This is a genomic window from Arthrobacter sp. (assembly GCF_030540645.1).
Taxonomy (GTDB): domain Bacteria; phylum Actinomycetota; class Actinomycetes; order Actinomycetales; family Micrococcaceae; genus Specibacter.
The window spans coordinates 1-16,191 of the sequence record NZ_JAUNVV010000053.1 but is presented as its reverse complement, the minus strand read 5'-3'; the positions used below and the strand labels follow the sequence as shown (position 1 = coordinate 16,191).

Here is a 16,191-nt window from a genome sequence, read left to right as displayed (position 1 = left end):
GACTAGTACGTGCCCTGGCCCGTCGGGGTGGGGTGTGGTGTGCGGCCCCCTGCACCCGGGGGGCCCACCCCCCACAACGGCATCAAGAGTTGCGGCGGCTATTGCCTGCAATGGCGCGCGTTGCCTACTTGCCTGACAGCACGGCCGACGAGTTTGCGCTTTCGGAAGTGACGGCGTCGTGCGTCATGTCTTCCTCAAACTCTGCCATCTGCCCGGGGGCGACGTCGACGATCGTTTCGCGGTCGATCTTGGTCTCCAGGGCCACTTCCTTCACGAAGCACAGCACGACGGCGGCCAGCAGGGCCAGCGGGACCATGAACAGGAACAACGGGATCAAGGCCTCATTGTAGGACTCGATGATGAGGAGCTTGATGGGTTCGGGCATGCTGTTCACCAGGTGCGGGGTGAAGGAGCTGGCGCCGCCGCCACCGGTGCCACCGGGGATCTTTTCAGCGATGAGCTGGTACAGGCGGCTGGCGAACATGGCACCAACCACAGCCGAACCGAGCGTGGCACCTACCTGGCGGAAGTAGTTCTGGCCTGCCGTGGCCGTACCCACAAACTTCAGCGGGAACGAGTTCTGCGCAACGAGCGTCAGGATCTGCATGCTGGCACCGAGGCCAATGCCCATGACGCCCAGGTAGACGCAGATGACGTAGATCGGGGTACCGGTGGTGATGGTGGAGAGCAGCAGCAGTGCCACGGCCAGGATCGCGCTTCCCACGATCGGGGCGACCTTATAGCGGCCGGTGGTGGAGACCCGGCGGCCAACAATGACCGAGACAATCAACATGCAAGCCATCATGGGGATCATCAGCATGCCGGATTCAGCAGCAGAGAAGCCCGTGGCCATCTGCAGGTAGGTGGGCATGTAGCCAATGGCGCCGAACATGGCGATGCCTGTCAGCAGGCCGGCAATGGTGGTCAGCACAAAGTTGCGGTTCTTGAACAACAACATGGGCATGACCGGCTCGGAGACACGGTTTTCCACAATGACAAACAGCGTTCCAGTCACGACGGCGGCGACGGCCAGCCAGATGATCTGCGGGGAGTTCCAGTCGTACTGCGAGCCGCCCCACGTGCCGATCAGAACCAGGGCAGTGGTGGCCAGCGCAATGAGCATCATGCCGAAGTAGTCGATCTTGGGACGCGTTGCAAAGACCTTGCGCGGCACGTGCAGCAGGAAGACGGCGGCCGCAATGGCCAGCAGTGCCAGCGGCACGTTCATCCAGAACACCCAGCGCCAGCCCGGACCCTCGGTGAGCCCGCCGCCGATGAGCGGTCCGGCCACGGAGGAGAACGCGAAGACGCCGCCCATGATGCCCATGTACTTGCCGCGTTCGCGGGCCGGGACAACGTCGGCAATGGTGGCCTGCGAGAGGATCATCAAACCGCCGCCGCCAAGGCCCTGTACTACACGGGCGATGATCAGCACGTTCATGTCATTGGCCAAGGCGCCAATGACCGAGCCGACAAGGAAGATCGAGATGGCGAACACGAGCATGGGCTTGCGGCCTAGCAGGTCACCGAGCTTGCCGTAGACGGGCATCATGATGGTGGAGGCCAGGATGAAGGCCGTGATCACCCAGGCCATGTGTTCGACGCCGGAGAGCTCGCCAACAATGGTGGGCAGGGCGCTGGAAAGCACTGTCTGGTTCAGCGATGCCAACAGCATGGTGACCATGAGGCCGGAGAACAGCAGGACGATGTTGCGCTTTTCGCTGCGCTCGGAGTGCCCGGCGGCGGGAGCCGCCGTGGCTTTGGTTTTTATGTCAGTGGAGCTCATAAGGTTGCTTTAATAGTCTCTCTAAAGATTTCAATGGCCTCTTGCACGGCCGGGCTTTGTTCGTTGGTGGATGCACCTGGATCCTTGGCGAAGGCAAACCGCATGACGGTTCCTGCCAGCATCAACAAGGCCAGTGCCGAGTCCCGGCCAGGAGGCAGTCCTGACCAGGATTGTTCCTGTGGCCCATTGGGATAGCGTTCAAGCAGCACACCCTCCACCAATTCCTCACAGGCCCGCAAGTGCGAGACCAGGCTTCTGGCCAGTTCCGGATGCCTTTTCTTCAGAACCGTGCGCCTGTCGGTCAGCGATGCTTCGGGAAACATGGAGCGGATGACGGCGACCATCAGGTGAACCGTCCGGCCAAAGAGATCCCCGGTTCCGCCTGCGCGGAAGTCGGCGATGGTCTCTTCGGAAAGAGTGGGCGCCTGAATGCCCAGAATGGCGTCTTCCTTGGTGGGGAAGTAGTTGAAGAACGTGCGTTTGGAAACTCCTGCTGCGTCTGCGATGGCTTCCACGGTGGTTTTAGCCAAGCCGTGTTCACAGGCAAGGTTGGAGGCCTGGTCGTGAATCAAGGCCCACGTGTCGAGGCGGTTGCGCTCTCGCAAGCTCACTGGAGTTTTCTGCATGACTACAGTTTATGCACTCACGCAAAGATTGCACAAGTGCAATTTTTGCGTTTATGCAATGTTTTAGCTCACATGCCGCTTGTCGGCACGAACAGATTCCTTTAGACCCCGCCTGGCCGTACCCACGTGAACTGCGGCGTCCGCTTGGCCAGGAACGCCGCGACGCCGATTGCGGCATCTTCTCCGACCATCATTTCCCGCTGCCAATACAGGTTCCGCTCATCCAACGCAGCAGCACCGCCGTCACCTTGACCAATGAGGTTGATGAGTTCCTTCTGTGCCCGAACGGAAAGCTGCGAGCGCGCTGCCACATGCCGGGCAAACGCCGCGACGCCGTCCCAAAACGTCGTCTGTGGGAGCACTTTCGTGGCCAGGCCCAGCCGCAGCGCTTCCGTTGCATCCACAAAATCCCCCGTGAACAGTAAATATCTGGCCGTTGCCGGACCCACCAGCTGCACCAGCCGCTTGATCCCCGAGAGGGGGTAGACAATGCCGATTTTGGCGGGTGTGACTCCGTAGATGGCAGCTTCCGAAGCGAGCCGGAGGTCGCAGGCACCGGCGATCTGCCAGCCACCGCCCACGCAGTAGCCGTCGATGGCTGCGATGGTCGGTTTAGGGAACCGGGCCAGCGCTTCCTCTGCCACGGTAATGTCTCCCCCGGCACCTCCCCCGGTCCCTTCCTCCGCACCTTCCCCGTCACCTTCCACGGCCCCTTCCTCCGGGGCCCGGTGGCGCAAGATCGCCTGCACCGAGGCGATGTCGGCCCCTGCGGAGAAGTGGCCACCGGCCCCGCGTACCACCACGACCTTCACGGTGTCGTCATCGGCCAACTCGGCAAGCAGCCCCGGAAGTAGTTGCCACATGGGCTGCGTCAGGGCGTTGCGCATGGATGGGTTGTCCAGGACAAGATACGCCACCGGCCCGCTGTGCGAGACCGTTACCGTGCCCGCCCCCCGCTCAGCCACGGCGGTCCCCTCCCCCGGCGCCACCCGAAGTTGTATCCGACGCGTCGCCCAAGGTCGTATCCGCAGTGCCACCCGAGGTGCCGACGGGCGCGGCGGGGGTGCCGGCGTCGTACACCACCCCTGCCTCTACCAAGCCGGCGATTTGTTCGGCGCTGAGCCCCAGCCCGTCCAAAATCGCCAGCGTGTCCTGGCCCAGCGCCGGAGGGGCCTTCGCCACCTGCGGAGCTTGGCCGTTGATTGAGACGGGCCCGCGCAGCAGCGGCAGGGCGGAGCCGTCGCTGCGGTGGACGGTTTGCACCATCCCCAGGTGCTTGACCTGGGGATCCGCGAAGGCCTGTGCGTAGTTGTAGATGGGCCCGGCCGGGATGCCCGCCGTTTTGAGCCGGTCCAGCCACTGTGCAGCAGTATGCCCTGCCAGTAGCCCGTCGATGCGCACGCGCAGTTCCTCCCGGTGTACGGTGCGCAGCCTGCTCGTGGCATAGTCGGGGTGCTCTGCCAGCTCCGGGGTCCCGAGTAGTTCGCACAGCTGCACCCATTGCTTTTCACTGCCCACGGCCATGATGAGCGGGATGTCGCCAGTCTGGAACACGCCGTACGGGGACAGCACCGGGTGGTTGTTGCCGTGCGGCACGGGCACCTCCCCCGTACTGAGGAACTGCTGACCCTGGAAGGCGGACAGCGAAAGCCCCGTCTCCAACAACGACGCCGAGACCGCGCTCCCAGCCCCGCCCTCCTTCCGTCCGGCCAGGGCTGTGGCAATGCCGAAGGCCGTGTAGACGCCGGTGACGAGGTCCACGATGGGCACGCCCACCCTGTACATGTGCTCGGCGTCCAGGCCGGTGACGGACATGAGCCCTGACATGCCTTGGGCCACCTGGTCAAGGCCGGCCGCACTGCTCAGCGGCCCCGTGGCGCCAAAGCCGGTGACCGAGGCAATGATCAAGCCGGGCTTGGCAACACGCAGCAACTCAGGGTCCAGTCCTGTGGAGGCCAGCACGCCGGGGCGGAAGTTTTCAATCAACACATCGCTTGCCACGGCAAGGTCCCACAGCAGCTGCTTACCAGCCGGTGAATAAAAATCCACTGCCACTGAGCTTTTTCCACGGTTCACAGAGTCGAAATACAGCGAGTGGTCGCCGTCAAAAGGTGCCCAACTGCGGGAGGAATCCCCACCCTTGATGCTCTCCACCTTCGTCACTTCAGCACCCATGTCGCTGAGCAGCGAGGCTGCGTAGGGGCCTGCGAGCGCGCGGGAGAGATCCATGACCTTGATGCCGGACAGCGGCAGATCCTGCCCGGAAGGCACCTGCTCAGGCAGACTCGACTCAGCCACGCGGGCCACCAGCGCCGGGGAGACGCAGCTTGACGTTGATTTGCTTCGTCTGTGTGAAGCCGGCCAGCATGCCTTCAAGGGAGACTTCCCGGCCAATGCCACTTTGCTTGTACCCGCCGTAGGACTGCCCCGGCACCTGCCCGCCGCCTTGGTTGACCTGCACCCAGCCAGCTTCGATGCGGTGCGCGGTGGTCAGCGCCTCATCCAGGTTGTGACTGAATACATATGCGGCCAGCCCGTAGTTGGTGTCGTTGGCCATGTCCACGACTTCATCGACGCCGCGCCACGGAATGGCCAGCAGGACCGGGCCAAATATCTCCTCCCGGGCAATCCTGAACTCATTTTTCGCCCCGGTAAACAGGGTGGGCAGGTGGTAGTACCCTTCCGTCAACGGGCCCGACGCCGGTTCCTCCCCTCCGATCACCGCCGCCATCCCTGCGGTGCTGCGGCCTTCCTGCAGGAATCCGCTGATGGCTGTGTGCTGCTTGGCGTTGATGACGGCGCCGATGTCCGAGGATTCCTCCAGCGGGTCCCCCACCTTCATGGCGCCCAGCTTCGTGCTGAGCGTGCCCACCAGATCGTCAAAAATGTCCGCATGGACGTATAGCCTGGACCCTGCCGTGCAGCTTTGCCCCTGCCGGGCGAAGCGGGAGGCGAGTAGCAGGCTTTGGAGGAGTTCGTCGTCGTCCTTCCCTCCCGTCCACGCATCAGGGAACACGATCGAAGGGTTCTTTCCACCCAATTCCAGCGATTGGTGCGCCAGCCGCTCCCCAGCTTGTGCGCCTACCTGACGGCCCACCCTCGTGGAACCGGTGAAGGAAACCTTGTCGACGCCCGGGTGGATGGCCAAGGCGGAGCCGATCAGCTCGCCGGTGCCGGTGAGCGCATTCACCACACCGGCCGGCAGGTGCTTGTTGCAGACTTCGGCCAGCAGCAGGATGCTCAGCGGAGCCTCATTGGCGGCTTTCACAATGACGGTGTTACCCGTTGCCAGAGCAGCGGGAATCTTGAAGGCGGCGATGAGCAGGGGCGAGTTCCACGGCAGGATCGCCGCCACCACGCCCAGCGGTTCAAGGCGGGTGTACTGGAGCTGGTCTTCGCCAGCTGGCAGAGTGGTTCCCTTCACCTCCGCGGCAGTCCCGGCAAAGTAACGGAACATGGCCACGAGCGAGGTGACTTCGGGCCGGGCCTGGGTCCGCAGCGCGTTCCCCGTGTCCAGGGCCGTGAGGTGGGCGAACTCCTCCGTGCGCCGTTCCACTTCATCAGCAATGGCCAGCAGGGCGGATGCACGGGCGGAAAAGTGCAGGTCGCGCCAGCCGCGGAACGCCGCCCGGGCCGCCGCGACGGCAAGGTCCACATCTTCGGGCGTACCAGCGGGAACTCGGGCAATGACCGTTTCACGCCGGGCCGGGTTGTGGACGTCGTGCCATTTCCCGGAGGTGGAGGAAACCGGCTCACCGTTGACCCACATGGGGTGGTCCCTGACGGCCCACTGCGAGCCGGATTGGGCGGGTGATTGTGCTGTCATGACCAAAGCCCCTTTGCTTCAGGAAAAACACGTACTCCACATGTTGCGGTTGCTGCCGCACAGCTCCACTGTCACACCCGCGCGCCGCGCATGCAAGCATTCACCGCGCCGACGGCCCCGGCTGCCCCGGCCCGGCATGTCCCAGCCCGGCATCCCTGGCCCGCACCATCGCCTGCGCCCGGTCCGCCACACGCAATTTCGCCAGCACGGCGGAGACCACATTGCGCACAGTTTTTTGGTTCAGCTCCAGAGCCCCGGCGATGGCCGCATTATCTTCCCCGCGTGCCACATGCTCCAGCACTTGCCGTTCCCTCGGCGTTAGTTCCGGAAACGGTTGCACAGCCAGCGCCGGGCCCGCTGCGGCAAAGAAGGCCTGCATACGCCGCGCAATCGCAGCCGAATACAGCGCTTCCCCTTCCGCAACAGCCCGCACGGCCCGTTCAATCCCGTCAATGTCGGCACCCTTGAGCAAGTAGCCCAGCGCTCCGGCACGCATCGAGGCGAAAACGGAATCGTCGTCGTCGAACATGGTCAGGATGCAGATCTTCACCCCCGGCACGTCGCGCACCAACCGCCGGGTGGCCTCAGCGCCGTTGATGTCCGGCAGGTGCAGGTCCATGAGCACCACGTCCGGGCGGTGTTCCAGGACGGCGGCAATTCCACCCAGCCCGTCCTCCGCCTGCGCCAACACCACCATCCCGGCAGTCTCCAACAGGGACTGCAGCCCGCGCCGGAACACCGGATGGTCGTCGACTATCACCACGGTCACGGCGTTCACGGCTGCTCCAATCCCGGAGTTGGCGACAACGGCAACCAGGCCCGCACCCGCGTCCCTGCGCCCGTTCCCGTGCCTGCGCCGTCTGCGCCGGTGATGGTGGTGCGGCCGCCCAGTTCCCGCGCGCGCTGGCGCATGGAGTCAAGCCCCACCCCTGCCCTGGCGGACGACGGCGGTACCCAGCTTCCGCGGTCAGTCACCGTGACGCGCAGCCGTTTCTCGCTGCCGTGCAGTTCCACCACCGCCGTTGTGGCGCCGGAATGACGGGCAACATTGGTCAGTGCCTCAGCCACAATTCGCAAGGCAGCAACCTCCACGGCGGCGGGCAGGGTTGCGCAGTTGCCGTGGGTTGTGACCGAAACGGACACAGCCGACTCTGGCAGAAGTGACTGTATGGTGGCCACCAGACCCAAATCGTCCAGACTGGACGGGCGCAAACCGTCCACGAGCACACGGATATCACCCACGGCCTGGCTCAAGTCCGCCTGCGCCTGGGCCAACAGTTCCTTGGCGGATTCTGGGTCACGTCCGCTGCCGGACACAGCCTGCAACGTCATGGCAGTGCCGGCCAAGAGCGGGCCCAAGCCGTCGTGCAAGTCCCGGCGAATCCGGCGTCGTTCCTCTTCTCTGGCCGTGAGCTCGGCGCGGCGGGAGAGCTCCAGGTCCGCCGTCACTGCCAAGTCGTGAACGATCACGGCCAGTGTTGGCTCCAGCGCCTCCAGCAATCTCAGATCAGCGCTGTGCACCCGCGGCTCCCCCCGCCGTGGAACCACCAGCACAGCACCCACCTGAGCCCCGTTCCAGCGCAACGGAAGGATGCGGTTTGAACTGCGGGCTGAGGCAGGAGAGCCTTCCGCTTCCTGGCCCGCCACGTCCAGGCCCGCCACAAGGCCAAGGCCAGGCAGGTGCAATGACTGACGGAGCACCGCCTCTGTGTGCTCCAATGTTTCGCGGGGGGACCCCGACTCTGCGGCAATGGCCGAGATGCGCCGCGCCACGGCTGCTGCGCTGGGGCGGCCACGGGCAAAGATCTTGTTGATCCAACCCAGCGCCAGCCGCCGAACGGGGTCCAACAAAGCCACCACTACGGCCGTCGCTGCGAAGCCGGCAGCCCAAGAACCTGCCAAGTTGTGCAACATCGCCCCGACCCCGGCTGCCGTCAAGGCGTAAGCCGCACCCAACAGCACCACCATCACCAAGCCGGCTGCACCACGGGAGACGAGCTGGTCGATCTCATACAGTCGGTAGCGTGCCACGGCCACCAGCAGCGCGCCCAAATACAGGACCGCTGCAATGGCTCCCACCCAAGAAGGGGCCAAGGAGCTGGCCACAATCAGCAACAGCCACGTGGCAAACACCAAAACCGTCTGATGCCTCTCCTTCGCGTCCGAACGCTTGAAACGCAGCACAATGTTCACCACGGAACCAATCGACATGACCGCAAAGAACACCGTGAGCACCTGCCCCCAGGTCTGTGCCAGCGCCTCCACCGAAGCAACCACCCCGCCTGAGTCTCCTCCGGCCAGCCACGGATTGGCCAGTTCAGGAAACGTAGGGGAAGCCGGACTCAGCGCCACGGGGACGGCCACCGCTGCCGCCAGAGCCAGGCTCAAGAACCACCACACGCGCCAAAACCGCCCCGGCAACAATGCCCCGAAGGGAAAGAGCTGGGGCAAAATCACCAAGCCCAAGACAGTGCCGGGCACCCATCCTGCCGTGGACACCCACGCAGCCCACGGCAGCCATCTCGCGTGCGGATCGCTCAGCAGGCCAAGGGCGGTAGCCGCCGTCGCCAATGAATAGGCCGCAGAGGTAACACCGCTGATCAGGAGCAGCCATGCGACGGGGTTGTGTGGGCGCTGGGCCAGGATGAGGGCGCCAACCGTCGCCGCCAACAGGCCCACCACGGGAGTGGGTCCCATTTCCAGGGCACGGAGTTCAGCAGGCGTTGAAAGTGTCAGCACCAGCGCAAGACCCACAGCTGCGGCGCTCAGCACAGCAGCCATGTGGGCTGCCGTGCTGAGCGCCGTGCGGGCGGCACCGGCGTGGCTGGTGTTCATCCACCCACCCCCAATGCGCCTGTCGTTGGCTGATGGAGCAACCATAGTTCAGGGCCTGTGCTGCGGGAAGGCCTGCGGCCGGCGGCGCAACACCGAGGCGCCTGCCCCCACAGCAAAGGCGACGAAGAGCAGATGAGTGTCAAAAAACGCCATGGCCGGAACAAGAAAATCGAGAACAAAGAACAGCAGCAGCGCCACTGGCACCCACAGCGCCGTGACCCTTGACTTCAGCAGGGCGATGGCCGTGCAGACCATGCCCACGGCATTTCCCAGCAGAAACGGCACGAGCAGGGCCAGCATGCCGGGACTTGCCACCATCAATTGCTCAGCCGCAGAAGCTGCCCCTGCCGCCCCGCCGGAGCCAAAGCTGTACAAGGCCAGGAGTGCGCCATTCATGCACAAGAACGCCACCATGCCCACGGTGGTGGCGGCCACGGCGATCCGTCCCACTATCGGCGCCTTGGGACTGGCCAACTGCAGCAGACCCACAAGTCCGGCCAGCAGCAAGGGAATGCCGACAATATTCACCAGCACACCCAGCATGCCCAAGCCGCCGCGTTCGGAGAACGCCTCGATGTAGTTGGCCACAGTGGCCTCGCCCTGTAGGAAAGCGGTGTTCACGAACGACGACGCCGCGTTCAGCACCGCCCCGGCAACAAGAGCCGCTGCCGTGCTGCGCCGGCCCATGAAATGGATCGGCGCGCTGTCATTGGAGACGCTCGCGCCAGTTGCGCTGCCCTCGGCTGCCCGGGCTTTAGTTGCCCCGCCCCCTAATTCCCCGGAACTGATGCTTGTTACCATGGCTGATTCTCCTTCGCGATGTTGGTGCGCTGATGGGTATTGCACCAGCATCCGTCCAGCACCGTCCCGGGTGGCAGTGTCCAGCGTCCCGGGTGGTCCGGGATTCTGCGGATCATCCCCTGCGCACGTCCACGTCTCCGCAGGCTCCGAAGTCGTCAACACGCTAGGCCACGTTGACCGCCTCGACGGAGGTGACATGCCTGGCGGCGGCGGCAATCGACGGCGGGGTTCCGTACCCCCGACAAATTCACTTATCCCTGATTTTGCGTTCCTGATGTTTCCTTGTCCCGGCTGGTGGAGTGGGTTGTGGGACACGAAAAATGCCGCCGCTCCTCGACCCGTCCCAAGGGTTCAGCCCCGGAATGGGTGGAGAAGCGGCGGCATTGGTCAAGCCGCAGGAGTTGTGCCTTGGTTACAGGCCCAGCTCGGTGCGCAGACGCGACACGTGGCCATCTGCTGCGACGTTGTATTCAGCGCTGTGTACCGTTCCGTCTGCATTGAGCACGACGGTGGAGCGCAACGTACCGATCATCTTGTTGCCGTTGATGACCTTTTCGCCCCAGGCGCCCCAAGACTCGGCAACTTCGTGCTCGACGTCGGAAAGGAGCGGGAAGTTCAGGTCAAATTCCTCAGCGAAAGCGGTCAGGGCTTCCTGCGGGTCGGTGGAGATGCCAACAACATCCACGCCGCCGGCCTTCAATGCAGCCAAGCTGTCGCGGAAGTCGCATGCCTCGGTGGTGCAGCCGGGGGTGGCCGCCTTCGGGTAGAAGTAGACAACGACCTGACGGCCAGCGAAGTCGGACAGGTTGACGTTCTTGCCATCTGCATCGGGAAGGGTGAAGCCGGGAGCCTGCTGGCCGGGCGTAAGTTGAGTTGACATGTCTCTCCAATAATTTCGTCTGGTGGAATTGAAATATTGCTCTATGAAATAAGTTTAGAGTCGGTACAGCCTGCCGTCAACGTTGGCGCTACAACTGGCCCAGCACGCCCCGCTCTAATGACGAAACAAGCCCAGCCTGGAAAAGATTCCGGATTCTGTGATTGACATCTCCGCTGTGATGCTGTTCACTATTCATATGCTGAAATAACAGTTCCACGATACGAAAATAGATTTCCTTCGTATAGCCAACACCGTGGATGCCAGCACCGACTCGCAAGGACTGACAAGCAATGCTGCTTGAACACTTCAACGACGCAGAGACAGCCGAAGCAATGGCCGTTCTTCGCCCATGCATCGACATTGAACGCTGGTGCAGCGAAATCATCGCCGCCCGTCCGTTCGCCGATCTGGACGAGCTTCTCAACTGCGCCCGCACCGTCGCGGATCCTTTTACCGACGACGAAGTGGCCTCCGCCATGGCACACCATCCCCGGATCGGTGAGCGTGCAGCAGGTGCCAGTACTGAAGCGAGCCTGTCCCGCAAGGAACAATCCGCCGTTGACCCCAGCGACAGTGCCGTCGTTACCGCACTGGCAGAGGGCAACCGCGCTTACGAAGCCAAATTTGACCAGGTCTTCCTGATTCGTGCCGCCGGCCGGACGCCCCAGGAGATCATTGACACCCTTCACCAGCGGATGAAGAATACCGCTGAGGAAGAAAACCTCATAGTCGCCCAGCAGCTGCGAGAAATCGCACTGCTGAGGCTCGAAGGAGTGATGAGCGCATGAGCGTCTCCCATATAACCACCCACATTCTGGATACCGCAGCCGGGAAACCTGCTGCTCGTGTCGCCGTCGAGCTTTACGCCCGCGACGGCGAGGCATGGGTCCAGATTGCGTCGGGCACCACTGATGCTGACGGGCGGGTGAAAGACCTTGGCCCCGAGCGATTGCAGAGCGGTAACTACCAACTGCGGTTCGACACGGGCGCCTACTTCGCCGGCATCAAATCGGACACCTTCTTTCCGGAGGTATCCCTGACCTTTGCGGTCGAGGAAAGTCAGGAGCACTACCACGTGCCCCTATTGCTTAGTCCATTCGCCTATTCAACATACAGAGGAAGTTAAATCATGACTGACAACAACATCATCTTGGGCGCCAACCAGTACGGCAAGGCTGAGGTCCGTCTGGTCAAGTTGACACGCGACACCGACCGTCACGAGATCGAAGATCTCAATGTCACGTCCGAGGTTCGCGGAGACTTCAACGCTGCACACATCGATGGCGACAACGCCCACGTCGTCCCCACCGACACGCAGAAGAACACCATCTACTCGTTCGCCCGTGACGGCGTTGGCTCACCGGAAGCATTCCTGCTTCGCTTGGGCAAGCACTTCACCGACGAATTTGCATGGATCGACGGTGGCCGCTGGGCAGCCGAGCAGTACGGCTGGAACCGCATCGTCGCCAATGGCGCCGAGCACGACCACTCGTTCGTCAAGAGCAACCAGGAAGTCCGCACCGCCGTCGTCGTCAAGGATGGCGACAAGACCCAGGTGCTGGCCGGACTCAAGGGCCTGACCGTCCTGAAGTCCACGCAGTCCGGTTTCGAAGGCTTCCCGGTGGATAAGTACACCACCTTGCAGGAGACCAACGACCGCATCATGAGCACCGACGTTGCTGCTCGCTGGCGCTTCAACCCCGAGGCAGTCGACGCCGACTTCGACTTCAACAAGTCCTACGAAGACGTCAAGGCTCTCTTGCTGGAAGGCTTCACCGAAGGCTTCTCACACGCTTTGCAGAACACCCTGTTCGAAATGGGCAAGAAGGTTCTCAACGCACACCCGGAGATCGACGAAATCAAGTTCTCCATGCCGAACAAGCACCACTTCGTTGTTGACCTGTCCCACTTCGGCCAGGACAACCCCAACGAAGTCTTCTTCGCAGCAGACCGTCCTTACGGCCTGATCGAAGGCACCGTGCTTCGCGAAAACGCATCGGATGCAGGCAACGTCTGGGAAGGCGTCGCAGGTTTCTGCTAAGAATTGCCGGGTTTCAATGAAGCCCAAGTCATTGCAAAACAAATAGTTGGGCGGGGGACTTCGGTCTCCCGCCCAACTGGCACGGCAGCCCCCAAAGTGAGCTGCCGTAATACCCAAGGTAAGCAGACAAGGAGGTCCGCTATGACCAGGAGTTCACGATCCGCCGTAGCAGCCGCAAAACCGGCCCGGCCAGAGGACGAACGTTTAGGAATAGGCGCAAGTTTCGCCTATGGATTCCAACACGTACTAACCATGTACGGCGGAATTATCGCCGTACCACTAATTGTTGGCCAGGCCGCGGGCCTGAACCCGGGCGATATCGGCCTGCTTATTGCGGCCTGTCTATTTATGGGCGGCCTTGCCACGCTGTTGCAGACCATCGGGGTGCCTTTCTTCGGCTCCCAGCTCCCGCTGGTGCAGGGCGTATCCTTCGCCGGCGTCGCAACCATGGTGGCAATTGTCACCTCTGTTGGCCCCAGTGACGATCACCTTGGACTCCGTAACGTTTTCGGGGCCGTCATCGTCTCGTCCCTGCTGGGCCTGATCATCTCCCCGATCTTCTCTAAGGTCATCAAGTTCTTCCCGCCGGTCGTGACCGGCACCGTGATCACCGTCATCGGCCTTTCGCTGATGCCCGTCGCGGCCAACTGGGCCATGGGGGGCAACTCCAAGGCCGACAACTACGGCAGCGTGGCCAACATCGGCCTCGCAGCACTGACCCTCGTCATTGTGCTGCTGCTGAGCAAGCTCGGAAACAGCACCATCTCACGCTTGTCCATCCTCCTGGCGATCGTCATCGGCACACTCATCGCCGTTGCTATTGGCATGGCTGACTTCTCCAAGGTGGGCAACGGCGCTATCGTCGCCTTCCCGACCCCGTTCCACTTGGGCGTTCCTACCTTCCAGCTCGCCGCCATCATCTCGATGTTTATCGTGGTTCTGGTCATCATGGTTGAAACTTCTGCTGACATCCTGGCCGTCGCGGAAATCGTGGACACCAAGGTCGACTCCCGCCGTCTTGGCGACGGCTTGCGCGCCGACATGGCCGCCAGCGTTATCGCACCCGTCTTCGGATCCTTCACGCAGAGCGCCTTCGCCCAGAACGTGGGCCTGGTCGCCGTCACCGGCATTAAGAGCCGCTTCGTCGTTGCTGCCGGCGGTGTCATCCTCGTAGTCTTGGGTATTCTGCCGGTCATGGGTCGCGTGGTCGCTGCAGTGCCGCTGCCCGTCCTTGGCGGCGCTGGCATCGTCCTGTTCGGCACGGTTGCCGCCAGTGGTATCCGCTCACTGTCCGTTGTCAGCTACAAGAACAACATGAACCTGATCATCGTTGCCACCTCCATCGGCGCCGGTATCATCCCGATCGCCGCACCGACGTTCTACGATCAGTTCCCGACCTGGTTCGCCACGATCTTCCACTCCGGCATCAGCTCCGCCGCCGTTGTGGCAATCCTGCTCAACCTGCTGTTCAACCACTTGAAGTTCGGCAACCCGGACAACCCGTCCGTATTTGCTGCCAGCGGAGACCGGCTTGTGCCGGCCGAAGTGGTGGACTGCCTGGAACACGGCGACCGTTGGGAAGATGGCAAGCTCATCGACGCCGAGGGCAGAGAAATCGCGATCCGTCCTGTGGAAGCCGAACACTAGGCTTCCGGCTAATACCTCCGTCTGCAACGCTGCCGCCGCCCCCATCATCGGGGACGGCGGCAGCGCCGTTTAACGTCGATATTTCACGACGCATGTTGCACGATGGAGGTTGCAATAAGTAGACCGTGCAGGGAGTTAACCGAGCGGGGAGTCGAGGTTCCAGGGAGTTGACTTTACGGATAGTTGAACGTGCAGAGATAGGTGAGGTTCTAGGGACTTGACGGTGTGGGAAGGTGCGGGTGCGTGCACCAACCGGCCCCAACCGCCGTCGTCCAAGACCAACGCTCCTGCACCTTTCGGCGTATATTTTGCGACGCTCCCTCAGTCCATGCGGGAGCGTTGAGTAATACACACCGGAAGCTGCAGGAGCGTCGGGGAGGGACGGGCTTGCTACGATTCAATCGCGGCTTACCCAGGCGCGGACTAGAGGCGAACCAGAGGCTAACTAGCCGCGGCCCACAAACGGCATTCCGGCCGCTGTGACCACCAGTTGCCCGATGTTTGCGCTGGCCGGCATGCCAGCCATGTACAGGACGGTTTTGGCTGCTTCTGCCACAGGGAACGTCGGTTCCACCAGCAGGCTGCCGTTGGCTTGCAGGGCGCCGCTGTTGACGCCAAGATCGGCCATGATGGCGGTGGCCGTGTTTCCAATGTCAATCTGGCCGCAGCTAATGCCAAACGCACGCCCGTCCAGTTCGATGGACTTGGTCAGTCCGCTGATGGCATGTTTGCTCACGGTGTATGCCGCAGACTTCGGGCGGGGCGAGTGCGCCGAAATGGAACCGTTGTTGATGATCCGCCCACCCTGGGGTTCCTGCGCCTTCATGGTGCGCATGGCCTCGGCGGCGCAGATCATGGATCCCGTCAGATTGACGGCCAGCGTGGCATTCCAATCCGCCAATGAGATCTCATCAACCGAACCAAATGGGCCAAACATCCCAGCATTGTTGAACAATACGTCAACCCGTCCAAAATGTTCCACAGCCTGGCGGAACAGGTTTTCCACCTGCGTCGGATCACAAACGTCCGTCGGTACACACAACGCCCGTGGGCTGCCCTGTGCGGCCTCGATGAGCTCAGCGGCACGCCGGCCCGCTAAAACAACCTTGTAGCCCGTTGCAAGGGCTTCCCGGGCCACGGCTAGGCCTATGCCGGAACCGGCACCGCTGATGAGCAAGACCTTCGATGCGTACTGCTCCCCTGCGCCGGGGTCGGGTGATGGTGTTGCTTCAGGGTTCATGTCCGCTCCTTGATGGTGGCTGTCACAGCAGAATGACCTTGTACCGATCCTAGGCGGCTGGGCTAACGACCAGCCAGCGGAACGCGGGCGGACGCAGCCGCGTCATTCAACCGTCATTTCATTCGCTGCTCATTTTGAAGATTTCACTAGGTGAGATCCGATTTTCGACATACGAACGAGATTATATGAGCCACCTCACAGGTAGTCAAGCTCTCGCGCGCGCATGACTAAAGGGTGGATAGGTCTTGCATCCCTTGGATGCACACAGTATTCTCAACATACAATATTTTGTTTTCATATGGTGATAATCATCTGATGGGGCCCTTATCAGGATGCCTCACGCCCACGCCTCGTTCGACGGAGAACGCGTGGCGGGCGGGACGACGCCGCCTCGCCAACGCGGAGGTGCGTGACTGCAACGTGGAAAGAGGTATCAAGTGCTACAGCGAGACGAGAACTCCCATATCCTTAGCGGGTTGACTAACCAGCTTCCTGATCGTGATCCGGAT

Annotated in this window: 14 protein-coding genes; 4 read left to right on the top strand and 10 right to left on the bottom strand. The window is 62.4% G+C overall.

What is annotated here, in order from left to right:
* Positions 1–124: 124 nt before the first annotated feature.
* The 9 genes from Q4P21_RS10790 to bcp all read right to left on the bottom strand — a co-directional run bounded on the left by Q4P21_RS10790 (position 125) and on the right by bcp (position 10,754).
* Entirely contained in the window at positions 125–1,786 is a 1,662-nt protein-coding gene (locus Q4P21_RS10790; protein ID WP_303388772.1) for an MDR family MFS transporter, read from the bottom strand.
* A complete protein-coding gene (locus Q4P21_RS10785) occupies positions 1,783–2,412 on the bottom strand; it encodes a TetR/AcrR family transcriptional regulator (protein ID WP_303388771.1) in 630 nt (209 codons plus the stop codon). Before Q4P21_RS10785 ends, Q4P21_RS10790 begins: the two co-directional genes overlap by 4 nt.
* A gap of 101 nt (positions 2,413–2,513) precedes the next feature.
* Positions 2,514–3,377, bottom strand: coding sequence for an enoyl-CoA hydratase/isomerase family protein (locus Q4P21_RS10780; RefSeq protein WP_303388770.1), 864 nt, complete (start codon positions 3,375–3,377; stop codon positions 2,514–2,516).
* Positions 3,370–4,710, bottom strand: a complete 1,341-nt coding sequence (locus Q4P21_RS10775; RefSeq protein ID WP_303388769.1) for a CaiB/BaiF CoA-transferase family protein — start codon at positions 4,708–4,710, stop codon at positions 3,370–3,372. The genes Q4P21_RS10780 and Q4P21_RS10775 overlap by 8 nt, the downstream gene beginning before the upstream one ends.
* Positions 4,703–6,238 (bottom strand): aldehyde dehydrogenase family protein, encoded by a 1,536-nt coding sequence (locus tag Q4P21_RS10770; protein WP_303388768.1) that lies wholly within the window; start codon positions 6,236–6,238, stop codon positions 4,703–4,705. The genes Q4P21_RS10775 and Q4P21_RS10770 overlap by 8 nt, the downstream gene beginning before the upstream one ends.
* A gap of 100 nt (positions 6,239–6,338) precedes the next feature.
* On the bottom strand, positions 6,339–7,016 hold the full coding sequence (locus Q4P21_RS10765) for a response regulator transcription factor (protein ID WP_303388767.1): 678 nt from the start codon (positions 7,014–7,016) through the stop codon (positions 6,339–6,341).
* Complete coding sequence (locus Q4P21_RS10760; RefSeq protein WP_303388766.1) at positions 7,013–9,073, bottom strand: sensor histidine kinase; 2,061 nt, start codon at positions 9,071–9,073, stop codon at positions 7,013–7,015. The genes Q4P21_RS10765 and Q4P21_RS10760 overlap by 4 nt, the downstream gene beginning before the upstream one ends.
* 48 nt (positions 9,074–9,121) lie before the next feature.
* On the bottom strand, positions 9,122–9,874 hold the full coding sequence (locus Q4P21_RS10755; protein ID WP_303388765.1) for a hypothetical protein: 753 nt from the start codon (positions 9,872–9,874) through the stop codon (positions 9,122–9,124).
* A gap of 412 nt (positions 9,875–10,286) precedes the next feature.
* Positions 10,287–10,754, bottom strand: a complete 468-nt coding sequence (gene bcp / locus Q4P21_RS10750; RefSeq protein ID WP_207344948.1) for a thioredoxin-dependent thiol peroxidase — start codon at positions 10,752–10,754, stop codon at positions 10,287–10,289.
* A 290-nt stretch (positions 10,755–11,044) separates the two neighbouring features.
* Between bcp and uraD the strand changes: the two genes are divergently transcribed.
* The 4 genes from uraD to Q4P21_RS10730 all read left to right on the top strand — a co-directional run bounded on the left by uraD (position 11,045) and on the right by Q4P21_RS10730 (position 14,442).
* Positions 11,045–11,542: a 2-oxo-4-hydroxy-4-carboxy-5-ureidoimidazoline decarboxylase gene (gene uraD, locus Q4P21_RS10745; RefSeq protein ID WP_207344947.1), complete on the top strand. Its 498-nt coding sequence runs from the start codon at positions 11,045–11,047 to the stop codon at positions 11,540–11,542.
* A complete protein-coding gene (gene uraH, locus Q4P21_RS10740) occupies positions 11,539–11,880 on the top strand; it encodes a hydroxyisourate hydrolase (protein ID WP_207344946.1) in 342 nt (113 codons plus the stop codon). The genes uraD and uraH overlap by 4 nt, the downstream gene beginning before the upstream one ends.
* A 3-nt stretch (positions 11,881–11,883) precedes the next feature.
* Complete coding sequence (gene pucL, locus Q4P21_RS10735) at positions 11,884–12,795, top strand: factor-independent urate hydroxylase (protein WP_303388764.1); 912 nt, start codon at positions 11,884–11,886, stop codon at positions 12,793–12,795.
* 141 nt (positions 12,796–12,936) lie between these two features.
* Positions 12,937–14,442, top strand: a complete 1,506-nt coding sequence (locus tag Q4P21_RS10730; protein ID WP_303388763.1) for a nucleobase:cation symporter-2 family protein — start codon at positions 12,937–12,939, stop codon at positions 14,440–14,442.
* A 445-nt stretch (positions 14,443–14,887) separates the two neighbouring features.
* On the opposite strand, the gene Q4P21_RS10725 is transcribed toward Q4P21_RS10730, so the two are convergent.
* Complete coding sequence (locus tag Q4P21_RS10725; RefSeq protein ID WP_303388762.1) at positions 14,888–15,682, bottom strand: SDR family oxidoreductase; 795 nt, start codon at positions 15,680–15,682, stop codon at positions 14,888–14,890.
* Between the last annotated feature and the right edge of the window lie 509 nt (positions 15,683–16,191).

Excerpts from the sequence above, each read along its gene's own strand:
- Q4P21_RS10730 (WP_303388763.1), top strand. The coding sequence starts at position 12,937 with ATGACCAGGAGTTCACGATCCGCCGTAGCAGCCGCAAAACCGGCCCGG.
- bcp (WP_207344948.1), bottom strand. The coding sequence starts at position 10,754 with ATGTCAACTCAACTTACGCCCGGCCAGCAGGCTCCCGGCTTCACCCTT.
- Q4P21_RS10725 (WP_303388762.1), bottom strand. The coding sequence starts at position 15,682 with ATGAACCCTGAAGCAACACCATCACCCGACCCCGGCGCAGGGGAGCAG.
- pucL (WP_303388764.1), top strand. The coding sequence starts at position 11,884 with ATGACTGACAACAACATCATCTTGGGCGCCAACCAGTACGGCAAGGCT.
- Q4P21_RS10790 (WP_303388772.1), bottom strand. The coding sequence starts at position 1,786 with ATGAGCTCCACTGACATAAAAACCAAAGCCACGGCGGCTCCCGCCGCC.
- Q4P21_RS10770 (WP_303388768.1), bottom strand. The coding sequence starts at position 6,238 with ATGACAGCACAATCACCCGCCCAATCCGGCTCGCAGTGGGCCGTCAGG.
- Q4P21_RS10760 (WP_303388766.1), bottom strand. The coding sequence starts at position 9,073 with ATGAACACCAGCCACGCCGGTGCCGCCCGCACGGCGCTCAGCACGGCA.
- Q4P21_RS10785 (WP_303388771.1), bottom strand. The coding sequence starts at position 2,412 with ATGCAGAAAACTCCAGTGAGCTTGCGAGAGCGCAACCGCCTCGACACG.
- Q4P21_RS10755 (WP_303388765.1), bottom strand. The coding sequence starts at position 9,874 with ATGGTAACAAGCATCAGTTCCGGGGAATTAGGGGGCGGGGCAACTAAA.
- uraH (WP_207344946.1), top strand. The coding sequence starts at position 11,539 with ATGAGCGTCTCCCATATAACCACCCACATTCTGGATACCGCAGCCGGG.
- uraD (WP_207344947.1), top strand. The coding sequence starts at position 11,045 with ATGCTGCTTGAACACTTCAACGACGCAGAGACAGCCGAAGCAATGGCC.